13 protein-coding genes are annotated in these 17,980 nt (G+C 56.7%); 5 read left to right on the top strand and 8 right to left on the bottom strand.

Annotated elements, in window-relative coordinates:
- Positions 1 to 131 precede the first annotated feature (131 nt).
- Both GGR27_RS12635 and GGR27_RS12630 read left to right on the top strand, forming a co-directional pair.
- The gene (locus tag GGR27_RS12635; protein ID WP_168037837.1) at positions 132 to 317 is read left to right on the top strand and encodes a hypothetical protein; all 186 of its coding nucleotides are present in this window, start codon (positions 132 to 134) and stop codon (positions 315 to 317) included.
- Positions 314 to 1,132, top strand: coding sequence for a hypothetical protein (locus GGR27_RS12630; protein WP_168037835.1), 819 nt, complete (start codon positions 314 to 316; stop codon positions 1,130 to 1,132). Before GGR27_RS12635 ends, GGR27_RS12630 begins: the two co-directional genes overlap by 4 nt.
- A 116-nt stretch (positions 1,133 to 1,248) precedes the next feature.
- Here GGR27_RS12630 and GGR27_RS12625 read toward each other — a convergent pair whose 3' ends face one another.
- The 6 genes from GGR27_RS12625 to GGR27_RS12600 all read right to left on the bottom strand — a co-directional run bounded on the left by GGR27_RS12625 (position 1,249) and on the right by GGR27_RS12600 (position 9,108).
- Positions 1,249 to 1,671: a hypothetical protein gene (locus GGR27_RS12625; RefSeq protein ID WP_168037833.1), complete on the bottom strand. Its 423-nt coding sequence runs from the start codon at positions 1,669 to 1,671 to the stop codon at positions 1,249 to 1,251.
- A 121-nt stretch (positions 1,672 to 1,792) separates the two neighbouring features.
- Complete coding sequence (locus tag GGR27_RS12620) at positions 1,793 to 3,079, bottom strand: cation:proton antiporter domain-containing protein (protein ID WP_168037832.1); 1,287 nt, start codon at positions 3,077 to 3,079, stop codon at positions 1,793 to 1,795.
- 56 nt (positions 3,080 to 3,135) lie between these two features.
- Positions 3,136 to 3,861, bottom strand: a complete 726-nt coding sequence (locus tag GGR27_RS12615; RefSeq protein ID WP_168037831.1) for a hypothetical protein — start codon at positions 3,859 to 3,861, stop codon at positions 3,136 to 3,138.
- A 1-nt stretch (position 3,862) separates the two neighbouring features.
- Positions 3,863 to 6,253, bottom strand: a complete 2,391-nt coding sequence (locus GGR27_RS12610) for a hypothetical protein (protein ID WP_168037830.1) — start codon at positions 6,251 to 6,253, stop codon at positions 3,863 to 3,865.
- Positions 6,254 to 6,602: 349 nt separating this feature from the next.
- On the bottom strand, positions 6,603 to 7,979 hold the full coding sequence (locus GGR27_RS12605) for a serine hydrolase domain-containing protein (RefSeq protein WP_168037829.1): 1,377 nt from the start codon (positions 7,977 to 7,979) through the stop codon (positions 6,603 to 6,605).
- A 241-nt stretch (positions 7,980 to 8,220) separates the two neighbouring features.
- A complete protein-coding gene (locus GGR27_RS12600) occupies positions 8,221 to 9,108 on the bottom strand; it encodes an ROK family protein (protein ID WP_168037828.1) in 888 nt (295 codons plus the stop codon).
- Between the two features lie 398 nt (positions 9,109 to 9,506).
- On the opposite strand from GGR27_RS12600, the gene GGR27_RS12595 reads away from it, so the two are divergent.
- Positions 9,507 to 10,025 carry a hypothetical protein gene (locus tag GGR27_RS12595; protein ID WP_168037827.1) on the top strand — a complete coding sequence of 173 codons (519 nt, stop codon included), beginning with the start codon at positions 9,507 to 9,509 and terminating at the stop codon, positions 10,023 to 10,025.
- A gap of 93 nt (positions 10,026 to 10,118) precedes the next feature.
- Here GGR27_RS12595 and GGR27_RS12590 read toward each other — a convergent pair whose 3' ends face one another.
- Positions 10,119 to 13,157: a T9SS type B sorting domain-containing protein gene (locus tag GGR27_RS12590; protein WP_168037826.1), complete on the bottom strand. Its 3,039-nt coding sequence runs from the start codon at positions 13,155 to 13,157 to the stop codon at positions 10,119 to 10,121.
- 280 nt (positions 13,158 to 13,437) lie between these two features.
- Between GGR27_RS12590 and GGR27_RS12585 the strand changes: the two genes are divergently transcribed.
- The gene (locus GGR27_RS12585) at positions 13,438 to 14,886 is read left to right on the top strand and encodes an MBOAT family O-acyltransferase (RefSeq protein WP_168037825.1); all 1,449 of its coding nucleotides are present in this window, start codon (positions 13,438 to 13,440) and stop codon (positions 14,884 to 14,886) included.
- A 164-nt stretch (positions 14,887 to 15,050) separates the two neighbouring features.
- Positions 15,051 to 15,800, top strand: coding sequence for a hypothetical protein (locus GGR27_RS12580; protein WP_168037824.1), 750 nt, complete (start codon positions 15,051 to 15,053; stop codon positions 15,798 to 15,800).
- A 125-nt stretch (positions 15,801 to 15,925) separates the two neighbouring features.
- On the opposite strand, the gene thrS is transcribed toward GGR27_RS12580, so the two are convergent.
- Positions 15,926 to 17,854 carry a threonine--tRNA ligase gene (gene thrS / locus GGR27_RS12575; protein ID WP_168037823.1) on the bottom strand — a complete coding sequence of 643 codons (1,929 nt, stop codon included), beginning with the start codon at positions 17,852 to 17,854 and terminating at the stop codon, positions 15,926 to 15,928.
- Positions 17,855 to 17,980: the final 126 nt, after the last annotated feature.

Here is a 17,980-nt window from a genome sequence, read left to right as displayed (position 1 = left end):
GTTCGGGCCGGAGGCCCTCGGCCTAAGGTTGGACACGTGCGCTTCGAACCAGCCCCTAAACTTGTTTATCCGCAAAAACCTTTACCTTAGTACGTACGCTGTAGCACCGCCGCGCGCCAAATATTCACAAAATGACCGTCGTACAGAGCGATAAATTCAGGAAGATCAAAGAGGAAGACCCCACTAAGATCGACAAACTCATCCGCCACTGGGTCCGGCGCGGGCTTGGTTTTTCCGCCGAGCCGGTGGAGGTCGAGGGCAAGCGCTACATCCTTAAGCCCGTCATTTCCGCGGAGCCCATCGACTTGCCTCGATGAATATTGCCTTTGGTGCGCTCGTCCTGCTGATTGCCCTTTTACCGGGCATCGTATTCCGGTTTTCGTACCTCAAGAGCAATTCTATTCGCAAGTCCATTAATTCCGGACTCCTCAGCGAAGCTATTTTTATTCTAATTCCGGCCCTGCTCGTTCACCTGGTTTGTACGCCCCTGGCGGAAAGCTGGTCGGGCCGTCCCTTCGAATTCGATCAGTTTTTCTACCTCATCGTGCCGCCGGGGAAGGACGGTTTGCTGGATTTGCAACTGATTGAGAACAGCCTCTCCCCCTTCTTTCTTTATATTTTGCTCGCCACCTGCTTTGCTTTTGGCGTTGCTAAAGCGGTCCGCTACGTGGTCGTCTACTACGACCTCGACAGTCGTTTCAAGTTCTTGCGCATCTACAACGAGTGGGACCGTTACTTTACCGGCCACGCCCTTTCCCAAAAGGACCGCAAAAAGGTCGATTTTGTCTACGTCGATGTCGTCGTGACCATCGGTGGTTCCCGAATGCTCTACAAGGGAACGCTCGACAGCTACACCCTCAACGACGCCCACAGCATCGATCAACTTACCCTCTCCCAAGTATACCGCCGCCGGCTAGACGACGACGGCTTCGAGCTCGACCGCGCCACCGGCGAATCACCGTCACCCGCCACGAGCAAGCGCTACTACCAAATGCCGGGCAACTACTTCATCATTCCCTTCGCGAGCGTCCAGAACTTTAACATCACCTACATTATGCTAGAGGAGATCGCCGAGGAAGAAGCGCTTCCCGAAACGGTACCAGCAGTGGGCACGGATGCGGGTGCCGGGTAGGTGGGGATTAAGGAGCAATGATTGAGCGTGTTCAGTCCGGATAATTCCGAAGAGTTAGCAGAGAAAGTTGTTGGTAGTTTTAGCTAACTACTTTATCACGATCACGGAATGCTCAATCACCCGGGCGGTTCTCTCCGGTCCGTGAGCAAGCTCCTTACTGAAAATTCTTCATCCGCCCCCACTCCCTGTTCGCTGAAGTGCACCCGCAATTGCAATTCCACTGAGTAACGCAGCGCATCCTCCTGGTGCAACCGGAAAGACCGCACGGAACACCGATTGTGCGCGCCACCTACGTAGATGCTTATCTCGGTTTCCACTAAAAGCCGGGCGTGCGCGCGTTCGGTTTTGGAACCGACGAGAAGGTCTTCGTCCACCCAGTCTAGCATGACCTCGGTGTCCTCTTCGCCGTCCAGGTAAGGGAAAGGGGCGAGGGGGATGAGTATTTGCAGGTAGTTTACCCCGGCCTCCGGATCGAGTTGGTAAATACTGATCGTGCCGGCAAGGGCGCTGGTGTTTTGCTGTAAATTAATGTGGTGCATGGGAGGGGAACAAACAAGGGGGATGGTTCGTCAACTGGACTTGAAGTCATGAAGTAGGTCGGGGTCGCTCCGCGTCGCTAAATAACCTTGCACCCGCGTCAGCGGCAAATCGGTAAAGCCGTTACACTTCTTCTTTCACCGCCCCCACCTGCGGCACCCGGTAAGTGGTGTAGCCAATCGGATTTGCCCGCGCCTTCTTGATGGCCCGGCCGGAGCGGTGCTTATCGAAGATCATCGCGCCGGTCATAATTAGGCTGGTGCCGAAAATGACGAAGAGCAGAATGCCCGCGTCAAAACCTTTCACCAGCGCGACTTCCGGAATGTCGTTGAACAACAGCACGGTGATGAGGCCACGCGGGGCGACGAACAACTGGGGCATGATGTCCTTACCGACCAGCAGGCGTAGGAGCACGAAGCGGATCAGGTAAATGGACAACAGGATCGCGAGACTAACCAGCGCGACTTCCAAACTAAAGAGCGACGTAATGGCAATGGTGAGACCGAAAACCACGAAGAACAGCGTCCGAATCACGAAGGCGGTTTCCATCGTGATGACGTGCAAACCCTCGTAAATATCACGGGCCTTACGCAGATCGAGGAAGCGCTTCATCGGGCCCTTGAAGAAAAGTTTCATGTTGGCGATCATGAGGCCAAAGACCAGAATCATGATCAGCGAAGAAAGGTGGTACGTCTTGCCGATGGCGTAAAACATCATCAGCACCGCGATGAGCAGGAAGAGTTTGGTGTGGCTCTTGATGCCCTGAAAAACCACGAGGACAACGTAGGAGATCAGCAGGGAGCCGAAGACCGTCAGGCCAGTCAGGCCGAGAAAGGTGCCGAAGCCGCCGCCCTGGTGGTCGCCGCCGCCCGCGATGTCGGAATCGTGGCCCAGTTGCCCGGCCAGGAAGAAAAACAGCATGATGCCGAGGATGTCGGAAAACGTGCTTTCGTAAATGTGGAATTCCTTTTTGTCGCCGCGCAGCTCCGTAACGCTGGGGATGATGATCGCGCTGGAAAGGATGGACAGTGGCGTAGCGTACAGCCAGGCCGACGTGCTCGACATGCCGTCGATGAAGTACATCAGCAACTCGGCCGCAATCCAGGTGGAGGCGAGCAGCCCCACGAGGGCGATGCCGAAAGATTTAGCGATCGGCCAGTATTTTTCCGGCTTGAGTTCCAGCTCCAGGGCAGCTTCGAGCACGATCATGATCAGGCCGATGGTACCGAGTGTCTTCAGGGTGCCGCCGAGTTCCATGTCCATCATGAACGGGAAAATGTACTGCAAACCGATACCCAAAAAGATGAGCATCAGCACGGACGGGATGCTGGTCCGCTTGGAGATCTCCCCGAAAAAGAAAGAAAGAATGATCACGACGGAACTGCCGATGATGAGCGAATAGGTATCCATGGTTATTCTTTAAGATTGGCGTAGCTGCGTTGCTGGCTACGGCGCTTTAGGGTAGATTATTTGGCGGGGAAGGTCGAGGTGTTATACCCCCATTCCCCGAGCAGCGAGCGAAAACCGTTGGTGTACCGCTCGTCGACCAGGAGTACTTTTACGTACATCTCAGCGCCCTCCGTCGCTGGTGACTCGATTTCGGGCCGGTACGACCAGTCCAGGTACGGGCAGTTCAGTAGCAGCTGATCCAACGTAGCGTTCAGCCTTTCTTTTTCTTCGTCCGGGTTCACGGTCAATTCCAGAAAATTACTGAGTTGGTTACCGCTCACGAGCGTCAGGCCGTGCTCCCGAAGTTTGGTGTAGTCCACGATTTGCGTGCCGACGTTCGTCTGCAGGACCGCCGCCAGCGGGCCGAGCGAGCGGACGATGGCTTCTTGCCCTTCGAAAAATACTTCCTGCCCTTTCTTTAGGTGTGTCGTTAGCCGCAGAAAGCGCCCGTTGAGCAAGTTGCGAATTGGCGACCAGGCCAGCGCCACCACCACGGCCAGCACGACGCCGTGGGTAACCACGTTGATGCGCAGGTAGAGCACGATCAAAATGACGACCGCCACCAGTTCGTACCCCACGCGGAGGCCACGCCCGAACCGCAGCAACCTGAGGTTGCTACTTTCCCGTCCGGTCAGGAGCCGCTTGATCAAGGATAAGTTCAGGATGATTACGTAACCCAGAATTAGTACGGCCGCGACCTTTAGGAAGAAACTCCACTGTACGGTAGAAATGAATTGTTCCATATCAGATTTCTTGGGATAGGTGAATATTCGAAGCCGGGATGAACCCGTGACTGGCCAGTTCCCGCTCGACGTCACTGACGACCGCCGGCAGGATTTGCAGCATACCGTTCGGGCCGCGAACGAGAATACCCAACTGGAGGTAGCGCTGAATCAGTAACTGAAACTGGTCGTTAAAAAGCGGACCGAACTGTTTCCGGAGTTGGTATTCCGAGGTAGACCGATCAACGAGGATGGCCCGCAGGAGAATGCCCGCGTCTTTGGAGAGCACCACGTCGAGGCTATTCTGTGCGAGGTGGTCCACCCTGACGCTGTCTTCATCGTGGGGCCGGATAGCGTAGGCCCACTGGCGTAAACCTTCCCCAACGTGCCCGTGAGCGCGGTAAGTGAACGTTTTGATGAGCCGTTCGAGCTTCAGTGGGCTCAGCTCCTCCCCGTTGTCGTCCACGATCTGCATTTGCGTGGCGCCGTGGCGAATGTAGATGGCCTCCCCGATCTCCTGGGGCGTGAGCCGTCGCATGGGGAACGTGGCCTGGAAGTAGCGGTCGACGTCGAAGTGCATCCGCAGTTGATCGTAGAGCAGGGCATCGGCGCAAACGACAAAGAAGAGTTGCCCGGCGTGCTGGTCCAGCTTATCGAGCAGCCCCCGCACGTCGGTGGCCAGCGGCGAATCGCGGTCTTCCCACCGGGCCAGATCGTCGATCAGGACCATCCGTTGTTTCCCACGGCCATTGGCGATCACGAACTTGAGGGCTTCCTCCAGGTCTTCGGTCGGCTCCAAAATACGCCCGCCCATGGTCAGCCGCTCGTTGGGGCGCAGGTCGACGTAGCGGTTCTGAAAATACCGGTGGCCGACCATCTCACCGAAAAAGGTTTTTCCCGAGTGGCGGCTACCCGTCACCAGAATCGCGCCCCGGAAACCGAGGGTCCAGTTCTTAACGATTTCTCCCGTCCGGTCGAGTTCCCGCTGCCGGCCCACCCGAAAAGACTCGCCGAGGTAACCGGAGTTAACGAACATGCCTTCGTAGTGAGAAGTCGCGGGGTTTGGTCGCCGGGTGTTGACCAGCCGGACGACGCGTTCCGCCGGGCTCAACCCTTCGCTCTGGAAGCTGTCGATCCCCTTGTTGACCAAGCGCTGCCACTTACCCACCGCCCAGTCGCGAAGTTCCACCAGCCCCGATACCTGGGATTTTCGGTACTGACTGAAAGTCTGCTGTAGGTTGAGTTGCAGAAATTCCGGGCTGAAGGCGTGCTTCACGGATACTTCTTCGTGAAGGATAGTAAGCGTCTTTTCCCGCAGCGCCGTTAGCCCTTCGGCTGATTTGCGCAAGTTTTTCACCAACTGCTGCATGGTCCGTTGAATTTCTTCGTCGGCGGTGCTCTGGTCTTCCTGCTGGTCGAACTCCAGGCGGTTTTCGCCGGTGCGGAGGGCGACCAGGAGGCGGTTGTTGATCTGGTTACGGCGGTTGTAGAGGTCCTGAATTTCGGACATCAGTTCCGACTGCAACCAGGCGCTGGTTTCCTGGCCAAGGTCGAGTTCATTTTGCTGCAAGAGCCCGTGGTCGGTCCCGATGATTAGGTCGGTTTCCCCGGGCAATTCCGTGGTTAGCGCGCTCAGCCCTTCGATGAAAGCACCGACCGTTTGCGGGGCCGGGGTTTTGCTGGAGTTCGTGCGTAATTGCTTGATCAGCTCGCGCGCGCTGACCGGTTCGTCCGCCCCTTCGGCTCCCCGCAGACTGGCGTCGAGCGAATCGTTGAGTTGGTTCAGGTAGTCCAGATAGTCGTCAAAGGCACTACCGAAATGATGGTGAATGCGCGCGAAGATCAGCCGCGTTTTCTCCAGCAGGAACGCCTGCCGGTCGAGCTCCTCGATTTGCGCGACGAGGACGGCAAACTGCCCTTCGTGGGCGGTGAGCGGGCTTTTCTCGAGTTTCCACTTGCTCAGGTGCTTTTTGAGGTAGATGGGCCGGTTACCCATTTCGTGCAGGCCGTCGAGTAGGTGCCGCGACGCTTCCGTCGCCTGCAGTTGACTGTCGCGGTCGAATTCGTGGAGTGTGTCCGCGGCCAGTTCACCTTCATTGACCAACACCTGCCCGCGGTGGCGTTCGAAGACGACGTTGCGCAGCAGGATCAGAAAATCTCGTGCTTCGTTTAGCCATTCGTAGACGACGTAGTAGGCCACCTCGTTACCCGCATCGCCGGCCTCAATTTCAAGTTGCGCGGCCCGCCCCACGGCCTGGATTGCCCCGACGATACCAAGATTAGCGTCGACAACCTGCCGTAGCTCCGCCGGGGAGTCATCCGGGGTTCTGGTCGCGGCGAGTCGATCCGCAACGTCATGCTCCAGGGTAGCCAAGAGTTCTCCGAGGGCGGGTTGGGTGGTGGTACCTGTCATGTCAATCGGGGTAAAGGAGCGCTAACTCTTGGGGGATCGAATAAGGGGCTCCAAGGTAAGCAAGTCCGACGGATCATTAATGTCCTGCGCACGTGCAATTATTGTCGGGCAACTTTTTTTGCGCGAGCGACCCGAATAGGTTGGCACTTAATAATTGCGGTAAGGCACCTGACTTTGGACGCGGGGGGGCCGTTCCCCCCGTAGTGTTGAACCCCATAGGTGCATCGCGACGCACGCTCGCCCACTATCTTGGTTGCCAAACGTCTACGAAAGCATTGGTGGATAACCAAGCATAATGACTCACCTTCCCGAACCAGTCATTTATTATAAAAAATGCCCCGCTAAAACCTCACAAGCGCATCCCTTTTATCTCCTTCCCCCGCTGATAAAAGATCAGACCAGTCACCTCTCCGGCTTCATCTTGCGTAAAGGTAACGTCGATGGGTTGGCCGTCCAGGTAAAAGCCAGCGGGGGCGTGGGGAGTGAGTGGGAATGGCGGATAATTAGGCAGCTCCATCATCAACCGATCTTTTTTGACTCTAAAGGTTAGTTCGGTCTTCTTCTCTCCTTCCAAAAGAAACTTACCGGTAAAGGCCCTGAACGTCTTGGGGTCGGCCGCGACCGGGCGAAACAATCGTGGGATCACGACTTCCTTGCCGCGGAGAAAGTCGTCGGCAATGCGGGCGAGCGGTACGTAATCAGAACCGTAATTACTCAGCATGATGATAACGTGGCCCCGCTCGGGGTAGCGCTCCAGATAAGTCAGGTAACCCGCCCAGCTACCGTTGTGGCTGAGGTTGAGGCCAAGATCCTCGTCCTGCATCACTTCCTGGCCAAAGGCGTAACCGGACAGTTCGCCGGGGGTAGTAAGTACGGTAGCTTTGCTTGCGGGAAGCAATCGGTTCGTTCGCATTCCTTCCGCGTACTGAAACAGATCGTCGGTCGTCGAGTGGACCATCCCGTCGCCGACGACGTTGGCCAGGAGGTAGGCCCCGTCGGGATCCTCCCCCTCGTCGAGGCGGATCATTTCACCGGTCTTCTCATCGGGCCCGTAGCTGCCGGCGGTGTTATCGTCAAGTTGGGAAGTGGGGGTGGGCACGGAGGTACGGTTCATGCCCAGTGGGCGGAACACGCGTTCCTTTAGAAAGTCTCCGTAAGTCTTACCGCTAACCCGCTCGATCACGGAGGCGAGGAGCACATATCCGGTATTGCTGTAATCGCTGGCCGTGCCCGCCGGGAAATCTGCCTTGGGCCGTTTCTCGGCGAGGAGGTTAATCACCAGCTCGTTGTCGTAAATCCGTTCGAACGATCCGGACTCAAGGACGGCGTCCATATAATTGGGCAGTCCACCGTAGTGGTGAATGAGATGGCGCAGGGTGACGCCTTCATAAAAGGCCAGTTCCGGAATGTACTCGCCCAGTAAGTCATCGTAGTTAAGCTTTCCGTCGTTTTCGAGCAGCGCGATGCCGAGAGCCGTGAACTGTTTAGAAACCGAAGCGAGACGAAAGACGGTCGCGCTGTCGAGTTGGCTGCCATCCTCGAGCTGGCGATTACCGAAGGAGCCGCGGTAGACAACCGCCCCGTCTCTGGCGACGAGAACATTACCGTTGTACGAGAGCTCCGCCGCGGTAGCGTCGAGGGCGGTGGCCAGCGCTTGCACGTCAGTCTGGGCCGTTAGCGTATGAGTAAGAAGTATCGGTAAGAACAGGAGTAGGCGGGTGACCATGGTACGTGAAGGGTTGATTAGGTAGAATGCGTAGCCAGAAATATTGCCGCCGTACTTCGTGCCACCACAAGATAAGCAAGTGGACGGGTAAATCGAAAAGAGGCAAAATCAGGTTCTGTGCTGAGATCAAACAAGCCGACTCCCCTCCTCCCCGGGACGGTACGCACTTTCAATTCGTTGGCCGTGCTTCGTTTGGCCCCGTAGGAACATCCCCACAAAAACTCGGCACCCGCGCCAGCGCCTACAACAGAGCCGCCCCGAACACGCCCGCCGAATCCCCCAACATAGGCCGCAGAAACACCGTATCCATCCGCGGATTAAACAAGTGATCCGCCACCCGTGGCACGCCCAGCGTGTACAGTTCCTCGATGTTCCCAAGCCCGCCGCCCAGCACGATCGCGTCCGGATCGAGGACATTAATGATCGTCGCGATGCCCTTGGCGAAAAATTGCAACCAACGATCCAGCGCCCGGACGGCGTGGCGATCACCCGCCCGGTAAAGCGGCACGATCTCCCGGACGCTCCGGTAAGTACCGCTCAGGTTGGCGTAGTAGCGCTCGATGGCTGGGCCGGCCAGAATTTGCTCCGCGCAGCCCACCCGGCCGCAGTAGCAGTGGCCGCCGGAATTATCCAAGAACATGTGGCCCCACTCGCCGCCGATCCCCTGCGCGCCGGCCAGGATTTGTCCGTTAATGACGATGCCGCCGCCCGTCCCCGTGCCGAGAATGGCACCGAAGACGACCTTGGCGTTGGGCACTTTATCGGGGACGCTGCCCATCAGCGCTTCGGCCACGGCGAAGCAATTAGCGTCGTTGGCCAGGGTGAGCGGCACGCCAATGGCGGCTTCCAGGTCCTTACCCAACGGCCGGCCGTTGAGGACGACCGTATTGGAATTTTTCATCAGCCCCGTCGGCGGGTCGATCGTGCCGGGGGTGGCGACGCCGATTTTTTTGGGCTTTAATTTAGTTGCCGACTCCATTTGTGCCACGAGCAGCGCGATGCGGCTCACGATGTGTTCGTAGCCGCCCGCGCGTTCGGTGGCGATGCGGCGGCGGTCGACTACTTGGTTAGTGTCGTTGAGGATTACGCCTTCTATTTTGGTGCCGCCCAGGTCTATTCCCCACTTCATTTTTTTGGTTTTTGGGTAATTTACGGAAAACCTCCTCTCCCTCTTATCCCTCTCCAAAGGCAGAGGGACGATTCATTGTCGAGGATTATTTTGAGTTGACTGCGTATGGGGAATGGACTAGACACATTAAGTAGCGTAGCCATTTTGATAAATTGTAGAGATAGTAAGGCATCCAGGTAGAGCTGTAAGAGAAGATGATGGAAAAATTCATCTGTCATATTTCTCACACTCCAACGACTATCACGTCTCCCCTCTCCTTTTTGGAGAGGGGCCGGGGGAGAGGATTTCTAAACCACACCCCAACACCACCCAACTTCCACCGTTAACCTAACATCGAAAACAAAACCCCACCCAACCAAGCCCCCTACGAACGCGTGATCCGCGTAGCCTGCCTCCTGATGCTGAGCCTTCTGATCGCCACTTACCTCTTTCCGGACTTCACCGCCGGGGGCTGGTTCACCACGGTCGTCTACGCACTGGCGGTGGTTATTTTTGGGATGATCGGTCTGGAGATCTACAACGTGAATAAGCTCTCCGGTCTGGGGCAATTCTACGTTTTACGGAATTTCACGTTTTACGGTCACCTCGCTACCTTGGTAGTCGTGGTGGGAATAGTGCTGATGGGTTTACTGCGAGACGACACGTCCGGTGCGGACACCTTTCCGTTTGCCGGCCTGGTCGCCTTGCTGTTCGGTTACGCGAGCCAGACTTATTCCTACGTCTATCTGGATTCCGTTGTGCTTCGCAACCGGATCGGGACGACGACCAATACCATTCCGCTGTTTAACATCGACCGGGCGGAGGAAAGCGACGAGGGGCTTTACGTGACGAGTAATGACGGCGGGGCAATATTGATCGAGCGGGGTAATCTTTCGGCGGAAAATTATGCGGCGTTGAGGGAAGGTTTGCTGGATTGACTCATTGTGAGGGCAACTCTGCTCTTCCCGTAAAATCCCTGCACCCGCGTCCGCGCCGCATAAATATGGAGAACTTTACTTTCTCTCGCTAACCTAGCGCGTCAGCGTCACGTCCCCGGAAAGCGTCTCCACATCACCGTTAACGAACTCCACGACCGCACGGTACACGAACACCGCCGGGTTAATCGCTCGCCCGTCGACGTTACCGTCCCAACCCAGAGAAGGGTCGTTCGGGAGGAAATTTTCGTTCTCAAACACTAGCCCGCCCCAACGGTGGTAGACGCGCAGTGACGTCACTTCCCGCACCGCCCGGCCCGCGAAGACGGTGAATCCGTCGTTACGCCCGTCGCCGTTCGGACTGAAGCCAGACGGTACGTAAAGCGGCTTTTCGATGAGCACGTTGACGCGCAGGCCGACCGAATCCGTGCAGCCAGCGGCATTCACGCCGACCACCACGTAGTCCGTCGTGCGGACGGGTGCGGCGCGGACGCGGGTGCAGAGTGGATCCAAACAGAGCAAGGAATCCGGGCCCCAGAAATACTCGACCGGTACGTAGTTGGACGTGGCCCGCAGGATCGTATCGAAGCCCAGCAAGATGGTGGTTTCCCGCCCCGGGTCGACGACGAATTCATCCGGTTCCGTCAGGCTCCCCGCTAGGGAGTCCGTGCACCCGTTCGCGTCCTGCACGTAAAGCGTGTACTCACCCGCCAGCAGGCTGGTGAGTACCGAATCGAGCTGGAAGTTTTCCCCATCCGCGCTGTAAGTATATCCCGGAGAACCGCCCGTGGCGGCCAGTGCAAACCCGCCCGTCGGCTCCCCGAAGCACAACAGGTCATTAGTCGCAACGATACGCGGAATAATCTCGTCCGGCTCCGTAACCAAGAAGGCATCCCGCGTTTCGCAGCCATTCGTATCCGTCAGTAGGACGGTATAATTGCCAGCTTCCAAGCCCTGGCTGGTTTCCTCCGTGAAGGCGGTACCGTCGAGAAAATTCACGCCGTAGCCCGGCCGGCCGCCGGAGGCCAGGGTGTCGAGCGTCCCGTCGCCGTCCCCGAAGCAGGTAATGTCCGTTCCGTCGACCGAGAAGTTGATGACCGGCGGTTCCGTGATTTCGATGGGAAAAATACCCAAACAGCCGGTCGCGTCCCGCGCGGTCACCGAATAAGCACCCGGCGGGAGGCCGGTCCGGACGTTGTCGCCCTGAAAGCCGTCGCCGAGGCCAAAGTCGTACTGATAACTCGGCGTCCCGTTGGCGATGCGAATGGTGATGGCGGCATTTTCGTCACCGGCGCAGACCGGTTCGGTGAAAATTTCCTCGCCCTGGACCAATCCCAGTTCCAGTTCCCGCACTTCGATGTCCTGGTTGATCGGACAATCATTGGCATCCCGGGCGCGCACGTTGACCGTCCGCGAGGCGATCGACCCCAGCTGGTTATCGTCCGAAAAAGGAGCGCCGTCGAAACTGTACGTGTACGGCCCCTCGCCACCGCCGGTGACGGTAAACTCCAGCGCTCCGTTCGTCGCCCCGCCACAGTCCGGTTGGGTGACGAGGGTGTCGAAGGTAAAGGGGTCCGGTCCGCCCACTACGAAGCTGAACGCTTCCGTGCAGCCGGACTCGTCGCTTACCGTGACGGTGAAATCGCCGACGTCGAGCGTGGCGATGTCTTCGGTCGTCTCCCCGTTGCTCCAGACGTAACTAAGGGTCGTAGGGGAAAAACCACTGCTGGCCGTTAGGTCGATCGCACCCGACATGTCGTTGGGGCAAGTCAGGTCGGACGGGCTTCCCGTGGCGCTAAACTGGCCCTCGCAACAGGTGACGGTGACTTCCTGGAGGTTAGCAATTTCGCGGCATTCACGTTCGGTTTCGATAATGAGTTGAACGTTGGGGCTGCCGGGCGCACCGAAAACGATGGAGTGGGGCCCGGGCCCGCTGGCGAGGCGGGGGGTAGCCGTCGGGCCGAAGTCCCACTCGCGGCTGACGATGGCGTCGAGGGAAGTAGATCGATCTTCAAAAACTAAGGCGTCGCCCACGCAGATTTCACTGGTGCTGACGGTGAAGTCAGCTTCGGGGCCCACGAACGTCCCCGTTCCACCGAACTCGATGGCAAAACCGTCGCCGGAACCACTGAAGTTCATGATCACCAGCGCGTAGCTGCGGCCGGCAACCATGTCGATCGCGCTGACGAAATTATCGTCGCCATCGTCACAGCCACAGTTTTCGGCAACGTCGTTGCTGCTTTCCCTTAGACCGGTTGCCCGCAAACAGGGGCGATTGTCCAGGTCATCTTTTCCGTTAGTCTCCCCGGAGAACATCTGGCGCAGAACCGTGCGGCTTCCGCAATCGTCGAGGCCGTTCGCTAGTTCGTACACGACGAAGTCGATGTCTTCGTTGAAGGCAACCCCGGAGGGCGTGATGGTAAAACCCAGGGTACCCGCCCGGTCGCAAGTCCATTTGTACCAAGCTGAGTTTTCTTCGGTGGGCCGTAGGTTACATTCAACATCGGCGAGCAGGCGATCATTCACGTCCCCCGACCCCTGAAGAAAATCAACGGCGAACGGCGACTTATCGCACAGGATGACCCCGGTCCCACAGTCACTACTGGGTTCAACGACCTGATCGAATTGATTAACGCAGAGCTGAAACGTGCCCTGATTACCGTTGCGCGCGCTGACCTGAATGCGGTAGGTCTGGCCGGTGATGAGTTCGTTAAAAATGATGTTGCCACCGTTCGGTAGCTGCCCCGAGCGGGGGTCGACCACGGGTGAGCGGCAGCCAAGTTCTTCGCCGAGCGCCCCGCAGCCACCGGCGTAGAACGCGAACTGGGGCGCATTTATCGTCCCGCCGGGGCCGGGGTTGACGTCGCCGGTCACGATGATGTTGGCTGAGTTGCGCCGGGCAATAAAGGTGAACCACACGTCGCGGACTTGGTCGCGCTCATCGATACACACGGCGTAGTCGCCGGGAGCTTCAAAAGAGCGCGTCGCGCCCACGTTGGTAAATTCCCCGACGGCGGAACAGTATTCCAGCTGGTCGGGCAGCACTACGGCGCCGGCGCACTCGTCGTTGGCGGGTTGTGCGTAAAGGACTAAAGAGGATGTAATAAATAAAAGGGTCAGGTAAAGCTTAGGCATAGGGCGGTGACTATCCGGTAGTAACTGTAAGATAGACGCGGGAAGTGTGCCTAAACGTTGGGTTTAAGTTAGTTAACTTGGTTTTAAGGGCTGGGGCGGCGGCGGCCGAGTGAGGGGACAAGAAGCAATAGTAATAATTACCATATATTTAGGCCATCGACAATAGCACAAAAGCTAGTTGCTTCAGTCGCGAGTATGGTGCTCTTCTCCGCAAACAGCGCGCGCCCACCGTAGAACGAACTTTTGATTTATCTTCGGTAAAAATCCGTAGCTGTCCTTTATGCTCTTCAATACGCCCGAATTTGCGGTTTTTCTACTGGTCGTCTTTGCCATTTACTGGCTAGCTTTGGGTGGGCGGCGGCGGGCTCAAAATGGCTTTCTGCTACTGGCTAGCTATTTTTTTTACGCTTGCTGGGACTGGCGTTTTCTGTCGCTCATCATCTTAAGTACGCTGGTAGATTACACCATCGCTCGAGCCCTTGCTGCGACCGTAAAACTTACGACTCGGCGCCTGTTGCTGGGGCTTAGTTTGGTAGTCAATTTAGGAATTCTGGGCGCTTTCAAATACTATAATTTCTTTCTGGACGCACTGTACAGCCTCCGCCCGGATTTACAAACGGCCCTGGGCTTTAACAGCCTTGATGTGTTGCTGCCCGTCGGCATTAGTTTTTACACCTTCCAGACCCTTAGCTACACTATCGACGTGTACCGGCACCAACTAAAACCATCGAGCGACCTAATTTCTTTTGCCGCATTCGTCAGCTTTTTTCCTCAGTTGGTGGCGGGCCCTATTGAGCGGGCGACAAATCTGCTGCCGCAGTTTAACGGCAACCGTCATTTCGACCGGGTAGCGGCTACCGACGGTCTTCGACAGATTCTCTGGGGTCTAGTCAAAAAAGTTGTTATTGCGGACACCTGTGCGCCTTTCGTCAACGAAATCTTTGCCGGAGCACCTGACATGAATGCTAGCGCGCTTCTCTTTGGTATCGTCTTGTTCTCGTTCCAGATTTACGGAGATTTCTCGGGTTATTCGGACATCGCAATTGGTACCGCTCGGCTTTTTGGTTTCAACCTAAAACGTAATTTTGCCTTCCCCTATTTCTCGCGGGACGTTGCTGAGTTCTGGCGGCGCTGGCATATTTCCTTGTCCACCTGGTTTCGAGATTACCTATACATTCCGATCGGAGGAAGCAGGAGGGGTAAGTGGACGGTCGTCCGCAACGTTTTCATCGTCTTTCTGGTCAGTGGTTTTTGGCACGGTGCGAATTGGACTTTTCTGGCTTGGGGCTTTATGCACGCGCTGTTCTTTCTGCCCCTTCTGCTGACGAACAGCAATCGCAATCACTTAGGCATCGTCGCACAGGGCAAGCTGCTTCCATCCTGGCGGGAAGCTATTGCTGTTCTCATCACATTCAGCCTGGTGAGCCTGGCCTGGGTCTTCTTTCGCGCGGATTCCATCGGCCACGCGTTCGTCTACCTCCGGGGCCTGGTATCACCGAGTCTTTTGGCAATACCCTCGGTAGCAGAATCGAAAGATCTAGCGGCGGCTTGCTTGCTAATTCTTGGATTTACGTTGGTAGAGTGGCTTGGCCGCGCGGATGAATACGCGACGGAAACTTTCTTGCTCCGGTACAGTACGCCAGTGAGATTTGCCGCCTATTATCTTCAATTATGTTTCGTTTTCTGGTGTGCCGGTACGGAGCAGGCCTTTATATACTTCCAATTTTGAAAGCTTTCCTACTCCGGTTTTCTTTGTTCTTTTTACCACTTATTCTAGCTGGGCTAGGTCTGGAAGCTTTGGTCCGGCATATTCCAAATGACTTCCAGGTAAAATACCGCGAACTTAACCGACTCATTACATCTACGGAAACGTTAATCCTAGGAAATTCGCACGTGGTCTACGGTATCAACCCTGCCCTCCTCGAACGGCCAGCTTATAATGCCGCGTTCGTCTCCCAATCGCTGGACGTCGATGCGGCAATTTTGAAAACCTACCTGCCTCGCGCACCCCGGCTCCGCACCGTCATCCTTACGGTAGATTACACCGCACCGGGTTACAGACTTCACCGATCTGCCGAAAATTGGCGGGCTAAGAACTACCTGCTGTATACACCCGTAGAAGTACCCCATAAGCCCGCCCATCATTTCGAAGTACTAAGCCTTCCTTTACCGATTTCCGCCGAACGGATATGGGAATATTACGTAGAAAATAAAGATCCGGACTTGATAACACGAAATTTAGGTTTTGCCGTAAGCGTAGTTCAGGGGGAAACGGAATTCAACAATAATGGTCGAATAGCGGCTGGTCGCCACACCAATTATGACGAACTCATCCGCCAAGAAAATGAAGCATCGCTGGTGAAAATAGCAGAATTGTGCCTCCAGGCGAACGTGAAGCTTCAACTAATTACGCTACCCTATCACGAGGATTATATGGTAAACCGCGAGCAGTCTCAAGTAGCGCTTCAGGAGGAAATGATCACGAATTTGACTGATCAATTCAGCAACGTCAGCTACGATGATACCGCCGCCAGGGATCAGTATTCCGAGAATAACTTTCGCGATTCGGACCACCTAAACGAGCGGGGGGCGACTGTATTCACCACTCGGCTGAATGCACTTTTAAGAGGCGGTAGGCGGTAGGCGGTAGGCGGTAGGCGGTAGGCGGTAGGCGGTAGGCGGTAGGCGGTAGGCGGTAGGCGGTAGGCGGTAGGCGGTAGGCGGTAATTTCGGGATCTACCAGCCTACCGCCTAATTCTTCCTACCGCCTACAAGACTAATTGCTCACAAAAAAACGCCGCAAACTCCGGCAACGTCATTGTCCCCTTATCCCCTTCGCCCTGAACGCGAACGGCGACGCTAGCGGCCGCTACCTCGTTTTCACCGACGATGAGCATGAAGGGAATGTGCTGGGTTTCGCTGTCGCGAATCTTGCGGCCGATGGTCTCGTTGCGGTCGTCGACCAGGCCGCGGATGTCGTGCTCGGCAAGTTGCTTTTGCACGTTCCTGGCGTAGTCGTTGAAGCGCTCGCTGATCGGGAGGATCGCGAACTGCTCGGGGGCCAGCCAGAGGGGGAATTTGCCGGCGGTGTGCTCGATGAGGATGGACACGAAACGTTCCATGGAGCCGAAGGGGGCGCGGTGGATCATGACCGGGCGGTGCATCTCGTTGTCGGAGCCGACGTACTCGAGTTCGAAGCGATCGGGGAGGTTGTAGTCGACCTGGACGGTGCCGAGTTGCCACTGGCGGCCGAGGGCGTCGCGGACCATGAAGTCGAGTTTCGGACCGTAGAAAGCGGCTTCGCCGTAAGCGGTGACGGTCTTGATGTCGATCTCCTTACAGGCGTCGATGATGGCCTGCTCGGCGGAAGCCCAGTTGGCGTCGGTGCCGATGTATTTATCGGGCGTTTGGGGATCGCGGAGGGAGATTTGGGCAGTCACGTCGTCGAAGCCGACCATGCCGAGGACTTCCTGAACGATGTCCACGACGGCGATAAATTCCGCCTTAACCTGCTCGGGCATGCAGAAGATGTGGGCATCGTCCTGCGTAAAGCCCCGGACGCGGCTCAAACCGTGTAATTCGCCGGTTTGCTCGTAGCGGTAGACGGTGCCGAACTCAGCCAAGCGCAAGGGCAGTTCCTTGTAAGAGCGCGGCCGGAATTTATACATCTCGCAGTGGTGCGGGCAGTTCATCGGCTTGAGGAGGAATTCTTCGCCCTCACGTGGGGTCTTGATGGGTTGGAAGCTGTCTTCACCGTACTTGTCCCAGTGGCCGGAGGTCACGTAAAGCTCTTTCTTGCCGATGTGAGGCGTAGCGACCTGCTGGTAACCGGCAGCTTCCTGCTTCTTTTCGAGATAATTGGCCAGGCGTTGGCGGAGTTGGTACCCCTTCGGCAGCCACATCGGGAGGCCGGCACCGACCTTTTCGGAGAACATGAACAGTTCGAGTTCCTTACCGATTTTACGGTGGTCGCGCTTCTTGGCTTCTTCGAGATTGTGGAGGTACTCCGTAAGGTCTTTTGCCTTGGGGAAGGAGATGCCGGAAAGGCGGGTAAGTTGCTTGTTGCTGTCGTCGCCGCGCCAGAAAGCACCGCCGACTTTCATCAGTTTGACGGCTTTGATCGCGCCGGTATTCGGAATGTGCGGGCCGCGGCAGAGGTCGGTAAATTCACCCTGGGTGTAAAAGGTAATGGTGCCGTCTTCCAGCGTTTCGAGGAGTTCGAGTTTGTATTCGTCACCCTTTTTGGTGAAGTAGGCCACGGCTTCTTCCTTGCTCACTTCTCGACGAACGTAATCGTTTTTCTGCCGCGCCAGCTCGATCATCTTCTTCTCAATCTTCGGGAAATCTTCGGTGCTGATGGATTCACCGTTGGGCGGCTCGACGTCGTAAAAGAAGCCGTTTTCGTTGGCCGGGCCGTAGCCGAATTTGATGCCGGGGTAAAGCGCTTCGAGCGCTTCGGCCATCAGGTGGGCGGTGGAGTGCCAAAAGGTTTCTTTACCCTTGTCGTCGTTCCAGGTGTGAAACACCATGGTTGCGTCGGCGGTCAGGGGCAGGTCGCGGTCGGTCAGTTGGCCGTTGACGGTGGCGGAAACGACGTTGCGGGCCAGACCGGAACTGATGCCCTCGGCCATCTGGAAAGCGGAGGTGCCGGGCTCGTACTGGCGGACGTTGCCGTCGGGGAATTTGATGTTGATCATGGGGGCTAAAGCTGTTTTTTCCCTGCTTACGGATGAGGGGGCGGCAAAGGTAGTGATTTGGTGGGCGCGGTCGCGGGTGCGGGGTTTAGGCGGTAGGAAGAAAGAGAGGCGGTAGGCGGGTAGGAA

It is taken from the genome of Neolewinella antarctica, from assembly GCF_011927835.1.
GTDB classification, from domain to species: domain Bacteria; phylum Bacteroidota; class Bacteroidia; order Chitinophagales; family Saprospiraceae; genus Neolewinella; species Neolewinella antarctica.
Note: the sequence above shows the minus strand (reverse complement) of the source record. Positions and strands in the feature narration are given on the sequence as shown.